Source organism: Pseudarthrobacter defluvii (genome assembly GCF_030816725.1).
Lineage (GTDB): Bacteria > Actinomycetota > Actinomycetes > Actinomycetales > Micrococcaceae > Arthrobacter > Arthrobacter defluvii_A.
This window is the reverse complement of record NZ_JAUSYG010000001.1, coordinates 1779002-1797626: the sequence shown is the minus strand read 5'-3', so window position 1 is coordinate 1797626 and position 18625 is coordinate 1779002. Positions and strand designations below refer to the sequence as shown.

15 protein-coding genes are annotated in these 18625 nt (G+C 67.1%); 10 read left to right on the top strand and 5 right to left on the bottom strand.

Translation table 11 applies throughout. The annotated features are described in order from the left end of the window. Positions 1-8 precede the first annotated feature (8 nt). The 5 genes from QF031_RS08405 to QF031_RS08385 all read left to right on the top strand — a co-directional run bounded on the left by QF031_RS08405 (position 9) and on the right by QF031_RS08385 (position 5123). Entirely contained in the window at positions 9-1034 is a 1026-nt protein-coding gene (locus QF031_RS08405; protein ID WP_307426542.1) for a polysaccharide deacetylase family protein, read from the top strand. Positions 1035-1085: 51 nt separating this feature from the next. Next, positions 1086-3860, top strand: a complete 2775-nt coding sequence (locus QF031_RS08400) for a cation-translocating P-type ATPase (RefSeq protein WP_307426539.1) — start codon at positions 1086-1088, stop codon at positions 3858-3860. A 138-nt stretch (positions 3861-3998) separates the two neighbouring features. Then, positions 3999-4253 (top strand): SHOCT domain-containing protein, encoded by a 255-nt coding sequence (locus QF031_RS08395; RefSeq protein WP_307426536.1) that lies wholly within the window; start codon positions 3999-4001, stop codon positions 4251-4253. A 34-nt stretch (positions 4254-4287) separates the two neighbouring features. Further along, on the top strand, positions 4288-4605 hold the full coding sequence (locus QF031_RS08390; protein ID WP_307426533.1) for a DUF3040 domain-containing protein: 318 nt from the start codon (positions 4288-4290) through the stop codon (positions 4603-4605). After that, on the top strand, positions 4602-5123 hold the full coding sequence (locus QF031_RS08385; RefSeq protein WP_307426531.1) for a hemerythrin domain-containing protein: 522 nt from the start codon (positions 4602-4604) through the stop codon (positions 5121-5123). Before QF031_RS08390 ends, QF031_RS08385 begins: the two co-directional genes overlap by 4 nt. Before the next feature lie 73 nt (positions 5124-5196). Here QF031_RS08385 and QF031_RS08380 read toward each other — a convergent pair whose 3' ends face one another. Then, entirely contained in the window at positions 5197-5676 is a 480-nt protein-coding gene (locus QF031_RS08380; RefSeq protein WP_307426528.1) for a universal stress protein, read from the bottom strand. A 204-nt stretch (positions 5677-5880) separates the two neighbouring features. Here QF031_RS08380 and QF031_RS08375 point away from each other — a divergent pair, with 204 nt between their 5' ends. Beyond that, a complete protein-coding gene (locus tag QF031_RS08375) occupies positions 5881-6561 on the top strand; it encodes a response regulator (RefSeq protein ID WP_307426525.1) in 681 nt (226 codons plus the stop codon). A 50-nt stretch (positions 6562-6611) separates the two neighbouring features. Here the strand turns inward: QF031_RS08375 and QF031_RS08370 are convergent, their stop codons facing one another. Next, positions 6612-8279: a GAF domain-containing sensor histidine kinase gene (locus QF031_RS08370; protein WP_307433240.1), complete on the bottom strand. Its 1668-nt coding sequence runs from the start codon at positions 8277-8279 to the stop codon at positions 6612-6614. Between the two features lie 269 nt (positions 8280-8548). Here QF031_RS08370 and QF031_RS08365 point away from each other — a divergent pair, with 269 nt between their 5' ends. The 4 genes from QF031_RS08365 (at position 8549) to QF031_RS08350 (ending at position 12925) form a co-directional block, all read left to right on the top strand. Continuing rightward, positions 8549-9007 carry a pyridoxamine 5'-phosphate oxidase family protein gene (locus QF031_RS08365; protein ID WP_307426521.1) on the top strand — a complete coding sequence of 153 codons (459 nt, stop codon included), beginning with the start codon at positions 8549-8551 and terminating at the stop codon, positions 9005-9007. A 71-nt stretch (positions 9008-9078) separates the two neighbouring features. Next, complete coding sequence (locus QF031_RS08360) at positions 9079-9945, top strand: universal stress protein (protein ID WP_307426518.1); 867 nt, start codon at positions 9079-9081, stop codon at positions 9943-9945. 24 nt (positions 9946-9969) lie between these two features. Then, a complete protein-coding gene (locus QF031_RS08355; protein ID WP_307426516.1) occupies positions 9970-12489 on the top strand; it encodes an HAD-IC family P-type ATPase in 2520 nt (839 codons plus the stop codon). A gap of 13 nt (positions 12490-12502) precedes the next feature. Beyond that, complete coding sequence (locus tag QF031_RS08350; protein WP_307426513.1) at positions 12503-12925, top strand: Hsp20/alpha crystallin family protein; 423 nt, start codon at positions 12503-12505, stop codon at positions 12923-12925. Between the two features lie 146 nt (positions 12926-13071). Here QF031_RS08350 and ppsA read toward each other — a convergent pair whose 3' ends face one another. The 3 genes from ppsA to QF031_RS08335 form a co-directional block, all read right to left on the bottom strand. Continuing rightward, positions 13072-15507 carry a phosphoenolpyruvate synthase gene (gene ppsA / locus QF031_RS08345; RefSeq protein ID WP_307426511.1) on the bottom strand — a complete coding sequence of 812 codons (2436 nt, stop codon included), beginning with the start codon at positions 15505-15507 and terminating at the stop codon, positions 13072-13074. 75 nt (positions 15508-15582) lie between these two features. Continuing rightward, a complete protein-coding gene (locus tag QF031_RS08340) occupies positions 15583-18144 on the bottom strand; it encodes a cation-translocating P-type ATPase (RefSeq protein WP_307426509.1) in 2562 nt (853 codons plus the stop codon). Continuing rightward, a complete protein-coding gene (locus tag QF031_RS08335) occupies positions 18141-18602 on the bottom strand; it encodes a universal stress protein (RefSeq protein ID WP_307426506.1) in 462 nt (153 codons plus the stop codon). The genes QF031_RS08340 and QF031_RS08335 overlap by 4 nt, the downstream gene beginning before the upstream one ends. Positions 18603-18625 lie beyond the last annotated feature (23 nt).

The window sequence follows — 18625 nt, the reverse complement described above, 5'->3', positions numbered from 1 at the left end:
GGCGGGTGATGGCGGTGCCGGCCAGTGAAGCACGACGGCGGACGCTTGCCATAGCCCTCGCAGCGGCCTTGGTGGTCCTCGCCATCGCCCTGGTCCTGCTGCTGCCGGCACCGACGGCCGGACCGCCGTCGGGAGCGCCGCCCCCAGCCCCGCCATCGCCGCAGCCTGCGCAAACCTCCTCCGCCGCCGCGGGGCTCCCGCCGTCCGGGCAGGGACCGCAGGAAACAGAAACGCCGGAAGCCGGCCAGAACCCGGTGGAACCGCCGGTCACCATTCCGCCAATGACCACCCCGCCGGTTCCAGAACCGCAGCCCAATGAACCACAGCCACCCGAGCCGGCAACGCCACCGGCCCAGCCGGAGGAGCCGGGAACTCCACCGCAGCCGGCACCGTTCCCGGCAGCCCTTCGCGGCCAGGACCTGACTGTCGTCCCGGGTGCCGGCCGCGTGGTGGCCCTTACCTTCGATGCCGGCGCCAACGCGGCAGGGTTGCCTAAAATCCTGTCCACGCTCTCGGCCAAGGGAGTCGCCGGAACTTTCTTCCTGACCGGCAACTGGGCAGCAAACAACCCCGGGGCCGTTGCGCAGATTGCGGCCGCGGGACACCGGGTGGCCAACCACTCGATGACCCATCCCGGTTTCACCGGCCTGGATAACGGATTGATCGCCCAACAGGTCCGCGGCGCGGAGCAGACCATCCTCGCCGCCGGAGCCGATCCGCGCCCGCTGTTCCGCTTCCCTTACGGTGAGCGCGATGCCCGGACCATCGCGGCGGTCAACTCGCTGGGCTACGTGGCTGTCAGGTGGACGGTGGACACCCTTGGCTGGAAAGGCACCAGCGGAGGTTCCAGCGTCCAAGCAGTCGCCGACCGGGTCCAGGCAGTACTGCAGCCAGGCGAAATTGTGCTCATGCACCTCGGTTCCAACCCTGACGACGGCACCACCCTCGACGCCGACGCCCTTCCCCAGGTGATTGACCGCATTTCCGCTGCAGGGTACGGCTTCACCACCCTCGACGCCCTGTTGGGGCAGTGACCACAGGCCGGAGGCAGCATGGCAAAGACCAGGACTCATGGGAAGAGGCGGATGAGAAGTGCGCTGCCGGAATCCGCCAGCGGCCCCCGCAGGGAGGGCGGCGGCCAGGATCCGGCCCACCATGGGCTGCCAGTCCACGAGGTGGTACTGCTGCTGGAAACGGATGCCGCCAGGGGCCTGGGCCACGACGAGGTGGAGCGCCGGCGCGCCCAATTCGGAACCAACGAGCTTCCCCGGTCACACAGCGGGAGCATTGCCCGCAAGCTGGGACGCCAGTTCAACAACCCGCTTATCTACGTTCTGTTGGCCGCAGCCGCCGTCACTGTCTTCCTTGGCGAATTCCTGGACGCGGGTGTCATCCTCGCTGTGGTCCTGGTCAACACGCTGATCGGATTCGTCCAGGAGGTACGGGCAGAAGCAGCCCTGGATGCCCTCCACTCACTGGTCCGCACGCACGCCGCAGTGATGCGTGACGGCGAACGGAGGCACGTACCCTCCGAGGACCTGGTTCCCGGCGATCTGGTTCTGCTTGAGGCAGGAGACAAGGTCCCCGCTGACCTGCGCCTGGTGCGCCTGTCAGCCCTGCGCGTGGACGAGTCCGCACTCACCGGGGAATCGGAGCCCGTGTCCAAGGACGAAGTGGTACTCCCCAGGGTCACGCCTGTGGCCGACCGGAGGAACATGCTCTACAGCGGCACCCTGGTGACGGCCGGCACCGGCGCAGGAGTCGTCGTCGCCATCGGAGGCGAAACCGAGCTCGGCGAAATCCACCGCCTCATGGGCGCCGTCCGCCCGGTGGCCACGCCGCTGACCCTGAAACTGGCACGGTTCAGCACCACGCTCACCATCGCCATCCTTGCCCTCGCTGCCGTCGCCTTCGTCGCGGGCCTCGCTCACGGGGAGCGGCCGGGACAAATGTTCACGGCCGCCGTCGCCCTGGCGGTAGGTGCCATCCCCGAGGGACTTCCCGCCGCCGTGACGGTGACGCTTGCCATCGGCGTCCGCCGCATGGCCCGCCGCCGTGCCGTGGTCCGCCGGCTGCCGGTGGTGGAAACGCTGGGCAGCACCACGGTGGTCTGCTCGGACAAGACGGGCACTTTCACCGAGAACCAGATGACTGTCAAGGCGCTCTGGACGCCCTCGGGCATGTACGACGTCACCGGTTCCGGCTACGGCCCGGAGGGGCACATTGCCCCATCGACCAGGCACGGAACCGGCGGGCAGCTGCCGGCCGGTGCACCGCAGCCCGGCGGGGACGCGGCGCTGCACTGGTCCCTGCTGGGCGGAGCAGCCTGCAATGACGCCAGCGTTCGGAGGGAGGGGTCCGGCTGGCAGGTGCGGGGCGACCCAACCGAGGCCGCGATGCTGGTCGCCGCCGGGAAGGGCGGCGTCAAGGTGTCCGACTTCCTGGCCGCCAACCCACGCCAGGCGGAACTGCCGTTCACCTCCGAGCGGCAGTTCATGGCAACACTGCACACTTCGACGCTTCCACCGGGTGGCGGCACGGTGTTCGTCAAAGGCGCAGTGGAACGGGTCCTGGAACTCTGCGGCCACCACATGGACAGCGACGGCGGCACCCGGCCGCTTCACAGGCACGCCGTGCTCAACGCCGCACACGCGCTCGCGGACACCGGGCTCCGGGTACTGGCCACCGCCATGATCCGCCTTCCCGGGGACAGCGGCCCGCTTTCCACCATGGCGTTACGGGGCCGGATGACCTTCACCGGGCTCCAGGCCATGCATGATCCGCCGCGGCCGGCCGCTGCCGCTTCCGTGGCCGCCTGCCGACGCGCGGGCGTGGCGGTCAAGATGATCACGGGAGACCATATACGGACCGCCGTGACCGTGGCCGCAGCGGTAGGGCTTGCCGCGGACAACGACGGCGAGACGGCCCTGACGGGAGCCGAGCTGGACGCCATCCCGGCCGACCAGTTCCCGGATGCCGTGGAGCGGGCCACGGTTTTCGCCCGGGTTTCCCCTGAACAGAAGCTTCGCCTCATCGATGCCCTGCAGTCCCGCGGCCACGTGGCGGCGATGACCGGCGACGGTGTGAACGACGCGCCGGCCCTCCGGCAGGCGAACGTAGGCATTGCGATGGGACGGACCGGAACCGAGGTGGCCAAGGAGGCCTCGGACATCGTCCTTACGGATGACGACTTTGCCACCATCGAGGCAGCGGTCGAAGAAGGCCGCAATGTCTTCGACAACCTCACCAAGTTCATCGTCTGGACCCTTCCCACCAACATGGCCGAGGGCCTGGTGATCCTCGTGGCAATCCTGCTGGGCGCCACGCTGCCCATCCTGCCCACCCAGATCCTCTGGATTAACATGACCACCGCCGTCGCCCTGGGTCTGATGCTCGCCTTTGAGCCGAAGGAACCGGGCCTGATGTCCCGTCCGCCACGGCCGCCTGACCGCCCGCTCCTGACATGGGCGCTCACCGTGCGGATCCTGCTGGTTTCAGCCCTCCTGGTGGCCGGGGCATGGTGGCTCTTCGACCACGAGGTGGCCGTCGGCGCATCCGTGGCGCAGGCCCGCACCTCTGCCGTGAACCTTTTCGTGGCTGTGCAGGTCTTCTACCTGTTCAGCTGCCGGTCCCTGGCCCGGCCTGCCTGGCGGATACGGCTCTTCGGCAACCGCTGGCTCCTGCTCGGCGTTGTGGTCCAGGCCGCCGGGCAACTGGCCCTCACGTACGCACCGGTGATGAACGATCTCTTCCGCACCGCCCCCATCAGTGCCGAAGCGTGGTTGCGTATCTTCGGCCTCGCGCTGCTGGCCTCCCTCGTTGTCGCGGTGGACAAGCGCTTCCGGCGCCGGGGCTTTTAGTTCCCCGGCTTCCAGCACCCGCCGAATCCCCCACGCGGGGACAGGACCAATGGCTCTCCCCGCACCCGCCCGCAGCGCCAATACTGAAAGGGAAGGCAGACGGCCGGCGCCCGCCTTGTTCAACCGGAGGTCGTGGAAGTGTACGGCTGGAATGACGGCATGGGCCTGTGGGGCTATGCCATGATGAGCATCAGCATGGTGTTGGTTTGGGGGGCGATCATTACGGGGATCGTCCTGCTGGCCCGTTCCCTACGGGTGCCCGCCCCGCACCCCATGCAGCAATCCCCGCGGATGGCCGAGGACGTACTTGCCGAGCGTTTCGCCCGCGGGGAGATCGACTCGGTGGAGTACCAGAACAGGCTGGCCGTCCTGCGCGGACAGCCGGGCACATAAGTTCGTGGCAGGCAACGGACAGCGGGGTGCAGCCGTGCCACTCTCTGAATTCGAGAAACGCGAACTCGAACTGATCGGCCATGGCCTGGAAGCGGAGGATCCCCGGCTCGCGGGCCTGCTCAGCCGGGACAGCACCGCATTGTCCCTCCGCACGCGCGTCATGCGCGGCCTGATGCTTTTCGCGGCAGGCGTGGGCGTCCTGCTCCTTGGCCTGGTGATCCGGGCCCCCTCTTTGGGCGTCGCAGGATTTGCGGTCATGAACGGCGGCGGTTACTGGGCCCTCAAGGACCTTCGCTGGTCCTTGCGGAGCATGAAGCGGCACGTCACCCTACTGGAAGGCAACAGCGAATGAACGGGAACGGCAAGGACCTTTCGTCCGAGCGGCAGGCGCTGCAGGCGGTGGAGAGCCACCATGCTGACATGCTGCGGCACCTGAACGGGCTGGTGGGCCTGCTGACGGAGGCCGTGGAGGCGGGTGACCTTGTGGCCGGCCAAACGGCGCAGGCCACACTCCTTGACTGGTGCGACAAGGAACTGGTGCCGCACGCCCTTGCAGAGGAGGGTCCGCTCTACGGCGCGCCGCACGGCATGCCGGAGGCCAGGCTGCTGGTGGACGGCATGCTGGCCGAGCACCAGGTTATCGTGGGCCTGATCGAGGAGCTGAGGACGGCCGAGGGCGTCTTCGCCGCAGTGGCGGCCGGCGCCATCCAGCGGATCTTCGCCCTGCACCTGGACAAGGAGAACCGACTCCTGATGCCCTTCATCCTCGAATCCCCCGGGTTGTCACTCGCGCACGCAGTCGAAGGACTTCACGAACTGGTCGGCGAGGGCGCGGCACACGATGGTGCGGCACACCATCACGGGCACTGAGTCACCGGCACCGGCCGGATCACAGGCACCGCCCGCGGGCGGAAGCACGACGGCGGGACGCCGGCTTGCCGGGTCAGGGCATCAAAGCTGAACGGGACTGGGCACCGCCCGCTTCGGACTCCGCCTCCGACTCCGGTGCGTGGACCACCAGAACCGGGCAGTAGGCGTGGCTCACGCAGGCCGAACTCACCGAACCGGGTACGAAGCTCCCGTGCCCGCGCCGGCCGACCACCAGCAGGGCTGCATTGCGGCTTGCGTCAATCAATAACGGACTGGGCCTGCCCCGGACCAGGCGCGGATGCACGAACGGTGGCAGTTCCTCAAACGCCTCTGCCAGCGCCTGCTGGAGCACTTGTTCCGCCGCATACTTGAACCCCTCGATCCCAACGGCGAGGTACACCCCGTAGCCGGCGGGAACGTCCCAGCAGGCCCAGGCTTCGACTTTCGCCGACATTGGTTCCGCCATGGCCCGTGCCACCTTGAGCGCGGCGATGGAGGATTCAGATCCATCCACCCCGACGATGATCCTCGGGTGCGGTTCAAGGGCGTCCATGCCGGCTCCAATCGCTGAATTGCCACCTGTTCTCCGGTGGCTCGTCCCAGAATGGACCACAAACACTTCCCGGGGAAGGGCCGAAGGTCGTGGACTTTGGTCCCTTCCCGCGCGCGCCTCCCCGGGTAACAATGGGACCGTGCCCTCCCCGGGGCTCCCCCGCCTACCGCGGGGCCTTGATCCTGAAGACATTGGGAGCGTTCGGTGTACAAGCATGAAGCAGGGACTGATGGGGCAACAGGATCTTCGGGGCAGGTCCGCGTCTTCATTCTCGATGACCACGAACTCGTCAGGCAGGGGTTGAAGGACCTGCTCGAAGGCGAGGGTTTCCTTGTAGTAGGCGAAAGCGGATCCGCTGCCGAAGCCACCCGCCGCATCCCGGCACTGCATCCCGATATTGCCATCCTTGACGGGCGGCTTCCCGACGGCACTGGAATCGAAGTCTGCCGGGACGTCCGCTCCCTCGACCCCCGCCTGCGCTGCCTGATCCTCACCAGCTACGACGACGAACAGGCCCTCCGCGGGGCAGTCCTGGCAGGTGCCTCAGGGTACGTGCTGAAACAGATCAGGAGTGATGACCTCCTGGCGGGAATCCGCAGGGCAGCTGCCGGCGAATCGCTTTTTGAGCCGGGAATGGAGCAGCAGATCATCACCGGGCTTTCAACGGCGCCCACCGATCCCCGGCTGGAGGGCTTGAGCGCGCAGGAGAAGAAGGTGCTGGCGCTGATCGGCCAAGGGCTGACCAACCGCCAGATTGGTGACGAGTTGTTCCTGGCGGAAAAGACAGTTAAGAACTACGTTTCGTCCATCCTGGCGAAACTGGGCTTCGAACGCCGGACGCAGGCGGCCGTTTACGTCACCAAGAGTTCACCGGAGACCGCCTGACACAAAGGACCTGCTGGGCGGCAGGCCAGACGGGCGGCGCGGCGGGGAAATCAGGCGAGCGGCGCCGACCACCGCACTGACGTGCCCCCGCCCGGAGCGCTGTCGATGATGCAGCTGCCCTTCAGCAGTTCAGCGCGGTGACGCATGTTCGCCAGGCCGCTTACCTGACCGGACTCCGTGAAGCCGCGGCCATTGTCATGGATCAGCAGTTGGACCTCATTCCTGCCTGCGGTGGCCCGGCCCACGGCAACGGTGACCTGGATGTCGTCCGCGCCGGAATGCCGCAGCGCATTGCTGAGTCCTTCGGACAGCACTGACAACAGATGCACTGCCACGTCCTCGCGGATCGAGTCCACCGGCCCGTCCAGGGATACCTTGGGGGTCAGGGCGTGGCTGCGCGAGTTCTCCCGGACCACGCGCAGGATCCGGCCCGTCAGCGGTTCGCGTTCTTCATCTGCGGTGCGGAGCGAGTAGATGGTGTCCCGCAGCTTACGGATGGTGTCATCGAGCTCCGTGGTAACGGCGGCAATCCGCTCGTGCGCCACCGGGTCCAGGGTGTAGCGGCGCAGGCTCTGGATGCTCAGGCCGGCGGCAAACAAACGCTGGATGACGAGGTCATGCAGGTCCCTGGCAATCCGTTCCCGGTCCGTGAAAAGGAGGTTCTGTTCACGCGTCGCGTTGACGCGGGCCAAGTCAAGCGCCAGTCCGATCCTGCTTCCGAAGATGGCACTTGACTCGGCGTCGGCCTGGGTAAACGCGGCGGCTCCCTCTGCGCGCGCCAGCAACAGAACCCCGTTGTCGCCGGGGCTGTGCCCGAGTGAGCACACCAGTACGGAGCCAAGCTTTTCCGCAATCCCGTCCTCGAAGACCTGCCGTGGATCCTTTGCCACCAAAGACCCGCCGCTCTCAATAACGCTTGAAACCGCTGGTGACACCGCCAGTTCCTGGCCTGCCTGGAGTCCCTGCACGCCAAGGCAGGACCGGCACCGCAGCGCGCCGTCACCTGCCGGCACCGCCACCACTGCAAGCGCCGAGTCAGATATCCTCAAGGCGGTGTCGGCCACAACGTCCAGGTTGTCCGCATCCCCTGGCTGCGATGCCATGATCAACCTGCTGCTGAGCTCCATTCCTGCCTCCAGCCATCTCTGGCGTCGGCTGCTGTCTTCAAACAGGCGGGCGTTCTGGATTGCCACTCCGGCCGCAGCCGCCAGGGCCACGGCAAGGTCTTCATCTTCCACGCTGAAGTCTTCGCCACCCTGTTTTTCCGTCAGGTAGAGGTTCCCAAAGACTTCATCACGGACGCGGACCGGTACACCCAGGAAGGTCCCCATGGGCGGGTGGTTGGAAGGGAACCCGGAAGCGATGGGGTGCTGGCCAAGGTCATGGAGGCGCAGGGGTTTCGGCTCGCGGATCAACAGGCCCAGCACGCCGTGGCCGGTGGGCAGGTCGCCGATGGACCGGATTCCTTCTTCATCAATTCCCACCGTGATGAAGTGGCTCAGCGTGCGGTCTTCGCCGATGACTCCCAAGGCGCCGTACCGTGCGCCCACCAGGGCGCAGGCGGACCGTACCAGGCGGTCGAGCACGGCTTCGAGGCTCAGGTCCTCCGCGAGGGCCACCACCGCTGCCAACAGGCCGTTGATCCGTTCCTGGGTGTCGAGCAATTCGTCGCCGCGGACGGTAAAGTCCCGCACCAGGTCTTCGACTCTGTCCCTCATTGGAGAGCGCCAGGGCTGCTCAGTGCTCACGTGCCACCTCCTGCGGCAGGAACCTGCGGCGCTGCGGGTCCCTGACGCGGTCCAAGTCCTTGAAACGGAAGTGCCGGCCTCCGCCCCCAATTCGCCTTCGACTGAGCATGAAGACGCTTCGCTACCTATTCTAGGAGGGTATGGGAAGAAACGCCCCTAATTGGTCCCGGAATGGGGGGGCTACGGGGGCGGGACCTTCTTCCCTAGCCGGGGGCGGCTGCCGCACTTAGGCTACGGCCATGAATACCGCAGCGGCTGAACCGGAAATCAAGGAACTCGGCGTCCATGACTGCTGGCGATACCTTCGTTCAACGTCCCTTTGCAGGATTGCCTTCACGGACGGGGACAGCGTTGAGAACTATCCCGTGAATTTCGTTCCCACCAACGGCACCCTGCTTATCCGTACGGGCGAAGGAACGAAGCTCGCCTCCCTTACCGATCGGAAAGCAGTTGCCGTCGAGGCGGACGGGATGAACCAGTACGGCACCATCGCCTGGAGCGTCATCCTCAAGGGGCACGCGCTGATCGTGTCCGATGCCGAGGAAACCCAGGATGCCATGGAGGCAGGGCTCTCCCCCTGGCAACCCGGCCAAAAAAACATCCTCATCCGGATCACGCCGGAGGACATCAGTGGGCGGCGGTTCGTGATCGCCGCGCCCACCCATTGGTGGCCGCCGCGGGAGCCGACCGCCGATTAAGCCGGCCCGCGAACGTCTCCCCCCGCTCCTGCATCATTCTCCTCAAAAGAACCCGCAAAAGGATGGTCCCCATGGCACCTGCCAAGCCAATCGCCGTCGGAATCACTGACTCCTCGGCGTCCACCGCCGCCCTGTTGTGGGCAGCAGCCCGGGCCAACACGCTCAAGCTTCCCCTCGCCGTCGTAAATGTCGTTGACGACCGGTGGATGGCAGCCGAAGTCCTTCCGTACCTTGAAGTCCTTCGGGAATCGGGGCTGGGCCTGCTGAAGGAAGCCGGCGAGAAGGCCACTGCCGCCGAGCCCGGCCTGCAGGTTACCCTTCAACTCCTTGAGGGCGGCGTAGGTGCCGCCCTCGGTGACTACTCCAAGAACGCCTCCATGCTGGTCCTCGGCACCAGCGGCCACACGCGCGGCGCCCTCACAGACCGGGCCCTGCAGGCAGCTGCCACAGCCGAATGCCCTGTGGCTGTCATCGGTGATGCCCAGGAGGGCGGCCGCGGCATCGTGGTGGGCGTGGACGGATCGCGGGAATCAACGCAGGCGGTTGCCTTTGCGGCGGCGGAAGCTGACGCGCTCGGGGAAGAACTTACCGTCCTCTACGCCTTCACCGGCCCCAACCGCTGGATCGCCGCCGGACTGCCACAGAGCAGTTTCGCCACCCACGTGGTGGAGGAAGAGCAGATCGTGCTGTCCGAAACAGAGGCCGGCCTCCGGCAGGACTACCCGGACCTCAGCGTGCACACCGTGATGGAAACCGTCCTGGAGCCGGCGGACGCCTTGATCCGTGCAGCCTCCAGTGCCCGGCTGCTGGTCCTGGGCAGCCGTGGCAAGGGCGGCTTCGAAAGACTCGTCCTGGGATCCACGGCCCACGCGGTGCTGAGCCAGCCGCCCTGCCCCACGGTCATTACCCGCATGCACAAGCAGCAGCACCACGACTGAGCGGGCTCAACGCCTGGCAAGGCCATGACAATAGCTGGGGACAACGGGGCAGCCGTCCCGGGACTGGACGTGCACCACGCCCGGGACGGGCTCTCCACCGCCGAGGTGCGGGAACGCACTGCTGCCGGCCGCGTTAACAGTGTCCCAACGGCCAGCAGCAGGAGCGTCGGGGAGATTATCCAGGCCAATGTGTTCACCCTTTTCAACGCAGTTGTGGGTGGATGCTTCATCCTGCTGCTCGTCCTCGGCCAGTGGCGGGATGCGCTGTTCGGCCTGTCTGCCGTCAGCAATTCCCTGATCGGCATCATCCAGGAATACCGGGCCAAACGCTCGCTGGACCAGCTGGCCATCCTGCATGCTGCCGGGAACACGGTGATCAGGAACGGCGCCCGGGAGAGCATTTCCTCTGAAGAGCTGGTGCCGGACGACCTGGTGGTATTGAATGCCGGAGACCAGGTGACTGCTGACCTGGTGCTGCTGGACGGGAACCCCCTTGAGGTGGACGAATCGCTGCTGACCGGCGAATCCGAGCCTGTCGCCAAGCAAGGCGGCGCCGTGCTGCTGTCCGGGTCACTCATCCTCGCCGGCAACGGGCGGGCCACGGTGCTGCGGGTGGGGCCTGAAACGTTCGCTTACGGCCTGGCGGCTGAGGCACGGCGGTTTTCCCTGGTCACGTCCGAGATCCGGCGGGGCCTGGAAAAGGTCTTTGCCGTCATCACCTGGCTGCTTGTCCCCACTGCCCTGCTGCTCACGAATGCGCAGATGCAGGAACAGGGAGGGTGGGCCGGAGCCATGGGATCCGGCCGCTGGGTGCCGGCTGTCGTGGGGTCGGTTGCCGGGATCATGGCCATGATTCCGCTTGGCCTGCTCCTGATGACCAGCGTGGCATTCGCCGTGGGCGGGCTCCGGCTTGCCCGGCAAAAAGTGTTGATCCAGGAACTTGCCGCCGTAGAGGTGCTGGCAAGGGTGGATGTTCTCTGCCTGGATAAGACCGGAACGTTGTCCTCCGGCTCCATCGTCTTCGACGCCCTCCACGACGCAGGGACGGCACCTGCCTCCGGGTGGCGGCAGGCGCTGGAATGGTTCGGTGCCGGCGCGGACGCCAGCAGCACCGCGGCAGCGATCGGGAAAGCCTTCCCTGTGCAGGATCCGCTGCAGGAGCAGAGCTCCGTCCCTTTCTCCTCCGCCCGGAAGTGGAGCTCGGCGACGTTCCCGCCAGGTTCCGCCGCTTCCGGCACCTGGATCCTGGGAGCACCGGATGCGGTGCTGGGCGCCCCAGGCTGCGCGGAGGCGCACGGCAGGGCCGCCGCCCTTGCCTCGACGGGGCTGCGGACCCTGGCCCTGGTGTACCTGCCGGCGCCGCTGCCCCCGGATCCGGCAGTGGCCGGCCTGCCGCCCAAGGTGGCGCCCGTCATGCTGTTGACATTCCGCGAGAGCATCCGCGGGGATGCCGCCTCAACGCTGGACTATTTTCGGCGGCAGGGGGTGACGGTCAAGATCATCTCCGGGGACGATCCCCGGACCGTGGGAGCGCTGGCACGCGGGGTGGGCTTTGGAACGGGTGATGCCTGCGACGCACGCCGGCTTCCCGACGATCCGCTCCGGCTGGAGGAGGCAGTGGAGGCCCACAGCCTCTTCGGCAGCGTGACGCCATCCCAGAAGCGGGACCTGATCCAGGCCCTGAAACGGCGGGGCCACACGGTCGCGATGACCGGGGACGGCGTGAACGATGTCCTGGCGCTCAAGGAGGCGGACCTGGGCATCGCCATGGACTCGGCCTCCCCGGCCACCAAGGCCGTGGCCCGCCTGGTCCTCCTGGACGGCCGCTTCGAACGGCTTCCGGCCGTGGTGGACGAAGGACGCAGGGCCATCAGCAACATCGAGCGTGTATCCCTGGTTTTCCTCAGCAAGACCGTTTACGCCACCATCATCTCCGTGGTGACCGGTGTCCTGTTGCTGGCCTTTCCGTTCCTGCCCCGGCAACTGTCGGCCCTGGACGGATTGACCATCGGCCTGCCGGCGTTCTTCCTGGCCCTGCAGCCCGGCGGGCAGCGTTACGCTCCCGGATTCCTCCGGCGTTCACTCGCTTTCGCTGTGCCGGCGGGGATCTGCGCCGCCCTGTGCGTCCTGGCGGTGACGGGCTATGCCCAAACCTGGGGCGGGCACAGCGAAGAGGCCGCGCAGTCGGCCGCCACTGTGACCCTGGGCCTGGTGGCGGCGTGGATCCTGGTGATGGCGTCACGCCCCCTCAACGGGACCAAGGTCCTGATCCTTGCCGGGATGTACGCGGGACTGGTCCTGTTGTTCACCGTTCCGGTGGCCCGGGACTTCTTCAGGGTGGACTGGCCGCCGCCCGGGCTGCTGATTTTTTCAACCGCGGTTGCCGCGGCAGGATGCCTGGTCATCGAACTGGTGGGGCGGATCACGCGCCGGCCGTCCACGCCCGCCCGCCAGAACGCGCTGGGACCTTTGACTCTGGAACCGCCCACGCGGGAAGGGGATGGTGGAACTGCCGGGCAAAGCGATGGTCCGGCTTCCACATGAGCAGGAGGCAAGAATGACTGACCTGATGAGATGGTTTGATAACCGCCGCTCCCCCATGGATGTGATCGAGAAGCTGTTTGACGGCGAGATGGGTTCCGCTGCCATCCGGGTGGAGGAGCTGATGGACGGCAACACGCTCGTGGTGCGGGCCGAACTTCCCGGCATTGATCCGGAAAAGGACGTGGATGTCACGGTTGCCGACGGAGTGCTGTCGATCAAGGCGGAGCGGCAGGAGAAGAAGGAGCAAAAGGACAAGGGCAGCTACCGGTCCGAATTCCGCTACGGCTCGTTCATGCGCCGTATTCCCCTCCCCGGCGGCGTCCAGCAGACCGATATCACCGCCTCCTACAAGGACGGCCTCCTTGAAGTCCGGGCTCCGATGCCCGACCAGACGCAGGAAGCCGGGGCATCGAAGATCCCCATCAGCAGGGGTTGAGGACAAGTAAAGTACGACGCCGGTGCCTGGCTTCCTGGGGGATCTCCCGTTGGCGGCCAGGCACTTTTGCTGCACTTTTGCTGCACCGGCCGTCAGTGATTGCGTGGGCCTGAGGCACGGCTCCGGCCCGGCGCGCCGGCTCAGGCTTAGCGCACCGGCTCAGCCGGCCGCAGCGTGGAAGCCCGTGCCTCGGCCGCTGCGATCACCGGGACCGTCCGCACGTAGGTATCCGGATTCAGGGACACCGAGTCGATGCCCTGGCTGACCAGGAACTCCGCGAGGTCCGGATGGTTGCTCGGTCCCTGTCCGCAGATTCCGATCTTGATGCCGGCAGCATGCGCCTTGCTGATCGCCTCGGCGATCATGGCCAGCACCGCCGGGTCCCGTTCGTCGAACAGCCCGGCAAGTTCCTCCGAGTCGCGGTCCACCCCCAGCACCAGCTGGGTGAGGTCGTTGGACCCAATGGAGAAGCCGTCAAAGCGCTTGGCGAACTCGGCCGCCATGACCACGTTGGAAGGGACTTCGCACATCATGTAGAGCTGAAGTCCATCCTTTCCGCGGACCAGCCCGTGCTCCGCCATCGCCTGGATCACCTGGTCCGCTTCCCGCACCGTGCGGCAGAAGGGAACCATGACGATGACGTTGCCGAATCCCGCCTGCTCCCGCACCCGCTTGAGGGCCCTGCACTCCAGGGCGAACCCTTCCCGGTAGTGGCTGCTGTAGTAGCGTGAGGCCCCGCGGAACCCCAGCATGGGGTTTTCTTCAGCCCGTTCGAACGCACTGCCGCCGATCAGGTGGCTGTACTCGTTGGTCTTGAAGTCGCTCAACCGGACGATCACGGGCTTGGGATGGAAGGGGGCCGCGATCTTGGCGATCCCGGTGGCCAGCATGTCGACGAAATACTCATGCGGGTCCGGATAGCGGCTGGTCAGCTCCCTGATGAGCGCAGCTTCCTCCGGGTCCGTTACCTTTTCCGGGTGGACCAGGGCCATGGGATGGATGCGGATCAGGTTGTTGATGATGAACTCCATCCGGGCCAGGCCCACGCCGGCGGCGGGCAGCCGCCACCACTTGAAGGCGGCGGCCGGGCTGGCGATGTTGACCATCACGTCAGTGCGGGTGGCCGGCAGGGTCTGCATGTCCACTTCCTCCACCGAGAACTCCAGAAGTCCTTCGTAGACGCGGCCCTCCTCGCCTTCCGCGCAGGACAAGGTGACCTGGCCGCCGTCGGAAAGTGCTTCAGTGGCGTTGCGCGTTCCCACGACGGCCGGCACGCCCAGCTCGCGGCTGACGATGGCCGCATGGCTGGTGGGGCCGCCGTGGTCCGTGATGATCCCCGCTGCCCTTTTCATGACGGGCACCCAGTCCGGATCCGTCATCCGGGTGACCAGCACGGAACCGTCAACGAAGGATTCGATGTCCTTGGCATCCCTCACCACGCAGGCCTGGCCCCGGGCGATGGCGTCGCCGATCGCCGCGCCGGTGGCCAGGACCTTGCCGGGCTGTGCAAGATGGTAGGCCCGGAACGTGGTGGTGCTCCTGCGGGCCTGCACCGTTTCCGGCCTTGCCTGCACCATGAAGAGTTCCCCGGTGATTCCGTCCCTGGCCCACTCCATGTCCATCGGCCGCCCGTAGTGCTGCTCGACGGCCGCCGCCCAGCGGGCCAGCAGGACAACCTCCCGGTCATCGAGCACCAGCGAGCGCTGCTCCCGCTCCGTGGTCTCGACCATTCCGGTCCGTGCATCCCCGCCCTGGCTGTACACCATTTTGCGTTCCTTGGCGCCGAGTTGCCGCTCAATCACCGGGGTGAAGCGCTGGTCTGCCAGGAGCGGCTTGAACACCTGGTATTTGTCCGGGTTGATGGTTCCCTGGACCACCGTCTCCCCCAGTCCCCAGGCCGCACTGATCACCACGACGCCGGGAAAACCGGACTCGGTGTCGATCGAGAACATCACCCCTGACGCGCCAAGGTCTGAGCGGACCATCCGCTGCACCCCCACGGACAGGGCGACGTCCAGGTGGTCGTAGCCCTTCATTTCCCGGTAGCTGATGGCGCGGTCGGTGAACAGGGAGGCATAGCAGCGCCGGCACGCTTCCAGGACCGCGCGCTCGCCTGCCACGTTCAGGAAGGTTTCCTGCTGGCCGGCGAAGCTGGCGTCCGGCAGGTCCTCCGCGGTGGCGCTGCTGCGCACGGCGACGGCCACCTGCGCCTGCCCGGACCGCTCGCACAGACTCCGGTAGTGTTCCTGGATGTCGGCGGTGATGTCCTCCGGAAAGGTCGCCTGCAGGAACAGTTCGCGGACCGCCGCCCCCGCCTGGCGAAGCGTGATGGTTCCGGCCCGCTGGTCCTCCATGTGCTTCCTGATCCGCGGCTCAAGGTTGTTGGCCGCAAGGAATGCCCGGTAGGCGCCCGCCGTGGTGGCGAATCCCTCAGGAACCCGGACCCCTGCGGACTGCAGCGCGCGGCTCAACTCCCCCAGTGACGCGTTCTTCCCTCCCACGGAAGGGATGTCCGCGATTCCGGTGTCCTCGATCCATGTGACGTTGACGTTGGCCCGGGACGTTTCTGCGGCGGCACTCATGGCTTGATTCTGGACTCCGCGGGACGGGGCATGCAGAGTCTTTGGTCCCAGCTCCGGCACCGTCCAGTGCGGTTTCTACAGCCTGTTCCGCCGCAGCCGCCCCCGGGCCGATTTGTGGATCCAGTCCGCCAGCAGGACCGCAGGGGCCGCGAGGAGCGCCAGCAGGAAACCCATCGGGGTCGGCGGTGCCTGGCCCAGCAGTGTGGCGAGGGAGGGCACATAGAGGCATACCGCAAGGACGGCCAGTTCAGCCAGAACGGCCCATACCAGGAGCCTGTTGGTCCCCCAGCCAAGCTTCCAGGGCGGCACGGTGGCACTCCGGCACGCGAAGGCGTTGGCCAGCTGGCCCAGGACGACCGCGGTGAAGGCGGCACCGGAGGCAGCCATCAACAGCCCTGCCTGCGGAACCTCGCCCCGGTTCCATCCGCCGTCCGCCAGGACTGCCGAGAACACGGCCATCTCCATGGCGGCCTCCACGGGGCCCAGGATGCAGAAGACCCGGATCATCAGCTGCCGGTCCATCAGGTGCCGGCGTTCGGGCGGGCGGGCCAGGATGCGCCTGCCGGGCGGCTCGGCACCAAGGGCCAGGGCGGGCAGCAGGTCGGTGCCGATGTCCAGGGCGAGGATTTGCAGGACGCCCAGGGCAAGCGGGAACTGGCCGCCGGAGAGTGCCCAGATGACAAAGGGGGTCAATTCGGCCACGTTGTCGGTGAGGTGGTAGGTAAGGAACCGGTGGATGTTGGCGTAGGTGGCCCTGCCCTGCTCGATGGCGGCCACGATGGTGCCGAAGTGGTCATCAAGGAGGACCAGGTCCGCGGCTTCCCGTGCCACATCGGTTCCGCTGAGGCCCATGGCTACCCCGATGTCGGCTTCGCGGAGGGCAGGACCGTCGTTGACTCCGTCGCCGGTCATGGCCACAACATGCCCGCGGGCCTGCAGCGCCTTGGCCACGCGCAGCTTTTGCTCCGGCGAGACCCGGCTGACCACTACTCCGTCGCGGTCCAGGAGCGCGCCGAGCATTTGGTCATCCGCCGGGAGGTCAGCGCCTTCCAGCACGTATTCGGGGTTCCCGGTCAGGCCAATCTGCCGGGCGATCGCTGCCGCCGTGGCCGGGTGGTCTCCGGTGACCATGGCCACCCTCAGGCCCGCCTGCCGCGCTGTGCGGATCACATCCCCCACATCCGCCCGGGGCGGATCCTGCAGTCCGATCAGGCCCAAAAGTTCCATGCCGGTTTCAAGCTCCAGGGCCGGAGCGGACTGCCAGGCAACAGGAGCTCCCGGAAGCCGGCGCCGGGCCACGGCAAGAACGCGCAGCCCCCGTGAGGCCATGACTTCCACCTGTTCCTTGACCTGCCCCGGGACGGCTTCACAGACCGGAAGCACGGTTTCGGGAGCCCCCTTGCAGAACAGGTCCGCCCCCAGGAGGGCAGATTCCCTGCGCCGCACCGGATCGAACGGCAACCGGCGCCAGGGGGCGGCGCCGGCTTCGGTGTGTGTCAGCCTGCGGGCCAGGACGTCCATGGCGGCTTCCATCGGGTCGCCCTGCGCATGCCACTGCCCGTCACGGAATTCGGCCCGTCCCTGCGATGCGGTACGGGCTGCGAGCGCCGCCTCAGCCGCCTTTTCCAGCCCAGTTCCGTGAATGCCGGCGTCGGGAGCATATCCCTCCCCTGTCACCTGGACGGACCCTTCGGAAGTAAAGACTTCGACGGCGTTCATCCGGTTCTGCGTCAGGGTGCCGGTCTTGTCGGTGCAGATGAAGGTGGTTGAGCCCAAAGTTTCCACGGCTTCGAGGTTGCGGACCAGCCCGTTGCGGGCCGCCATGCGCTGCGCCCCCATGGCCAGCGACAGCGTGACGGTGGGCAGCAGGCCCTCCGGGACCAGCGCCACCGCAACGCCGATGGAAAACAGGAATGAGTCGCGCCATTGAAAGCCCACCAACAGCGATGCCAGGAAGAAGACCGCCGCGATGCCCAGCGCCAGGCCCGCGGTGACGCGGACGATCCGGCGCAGTTCCCGGGACAGCGGCGTGGGGGGAGCAACCGCCCCGCTGGTCAGGGCAGCGATGCCGGCAAGCCTGGTCCCGGCACCTGTTGCCGAGACGGCGGCTTCCCCGTAACCGTTGACCAGGAAAGTGCCGCCCCAGGCCGGTTCACCCGCAGCTTTTGGCACCGGAGCGCTTTCGCCCGTCAGCATCGATTCATCAACGGCACAGGCGGATGCTGACAGCAGCACCATGTCCGCAGGCACCCGGTCGCCCGCTGCGAGCAGCACCACGTCACCGACCACCAGCTCACTGGCGTGGACTTTGCGCACCTTCCCGTCCCGCCGGACCACCACGTCGGCGGGCAGCAGGCTCCGCAGCCGGGCGGCGGCGTGCTGGGCACGTTCCTGCTGGATGTGGGCGAATATCCCGTTGACAAGGACGACGACGATGATCGCCACCGCCAGTTGCGGCATGTCCGCGATGAAGGCCAGCCCGGCGGCGCACCACAGCATGAGGGCGAAGAAGTGCGTCAGCTCGCCCCAGAGCTTCCGCCACTGCGGGACGGATTTTTCCACGGGCAGCTGGTTGGGGCCTGCCTGCTTCAGGAGCTGTGCGGCCCGTTCAGAGCTGAGGCCCTCAGCGGTCCTCACACAGTGTCCGCCTCCTGCCCAACCAGGAGCACGGGGCAGTTGGAGTGGGCCGCGCAGGCCTTGCTCACCGAGCCCATGGACGACTTGAGCAGGCCGCCCTCGCCGTGCCGCCCGACCACCAGCATCTGCGCCCGCCGGCTCTCCTCCACCAGCACCTTTGCCGGCGGCCCGAACTTGATGCTCACGTCGATGTTTTCCGGCCGTTCACCGGAAAACGCCCGGCCCAGGGCATCCTCCACCAGCCGCCCGGCAGCGTCCTCAAGCCGGGCGGTGAATTGCCGGTCCGCCCCTTCCAGGCGCGACATCACAAGGTAGTCCGGCATCCCCACGCATGAGATGACTTCGAGCCGGGCGCCAAGGCGGGCTGCCAGCGTGCCCGCGTAGCGGAGGGCTGCGGAGGAGTATTCGGACCCGTCCACACCCACGATGACGGGCTTGACCCCTGTTTCTGCGTTCATGGACACCACGATCCCGGCTGCAC

Excerpts from the sequence above, each read along its gene's own strand:
- QF031_RS08405 (WP_307426542.1), top strand. The coding sequence starts at position 9 with ATGGCGGTGCCGGCCAGTGAAGCACGACGGCGGACGCTTGCCATAGCC.
- QF031_RS08400 (WP_307426539.1), top strand. The coding sequence starts at position 1,086 with ATGAGAAGTGCGCTGCCGGAATCCGCCAGCGGCCCCCGCAGGGAGGGC.
- QF031_RS08385 (WP_307426531.1), top strand. The coding sequence starts at position 4,602 with ATGAACGGGAACGGCAAGGACCTTTCGTCCGAGCGGCAGGCGCTGCAG.
- QF031_RS08380 (WP_307426528.1), bottom strand. The coding sequence starts at position 5,676 with ATGGACGCCCTTGAACCGCACCCGAGGATCATCGTCGGGGTGGATGGA.
- QF031_RS08370 (WP_307433240.1), bottom strand. The coding sequence starts at position 8,279 with ATGAGGGACAGAGTCGAAGACCTGGTGCGGGACTTTACCGTCCGCGGC.
- QF031_RS08365 (WP_307426521.1), top strand. The coding sequence starts at position 8,549 with ATGAATACCGCAGCGGCTGAACCGGAAATCAAGGAACTCGGCGTCCAT.
- QF031_RS08360 (WP_307426518.1), top strand. The coding sequence starts at position 9,079 with ATGGCACCTGCCAAGCCAATCGCCGTCGGAATCACTGACTCCTCGGCG.
- QF031_RS08355 (WP_307426516.1), top strand. The coding sequence starts at position 9,970 with ATGACAATAGCTGGGGACAACGGGGCAGCCGTCCCGGGACTGGACGTG.
- QF031_RS08350 (WP_307426513.1), top strand. The coding sequence starts at position 12,503 with ATGACTGACCTGATGAGATGGTTTGATAACCGCCGCTCCCCCATGGAT.
- ppsA (WP_307426511.1), bottom strand. The coding sequence starts at position 15,507 with ATGAGTGCCGCCGCAGAAACGTCCCGGGCCAACGTCAACGTCACATGG.
- QF031_RS08335 (WP_307426506.1), bottom strand. The coding sequence starts at position 18,602 with ATGAACGCAGAAACAGGGGTCAAGCCCGTCATCGTGGGTGTGGACGGG.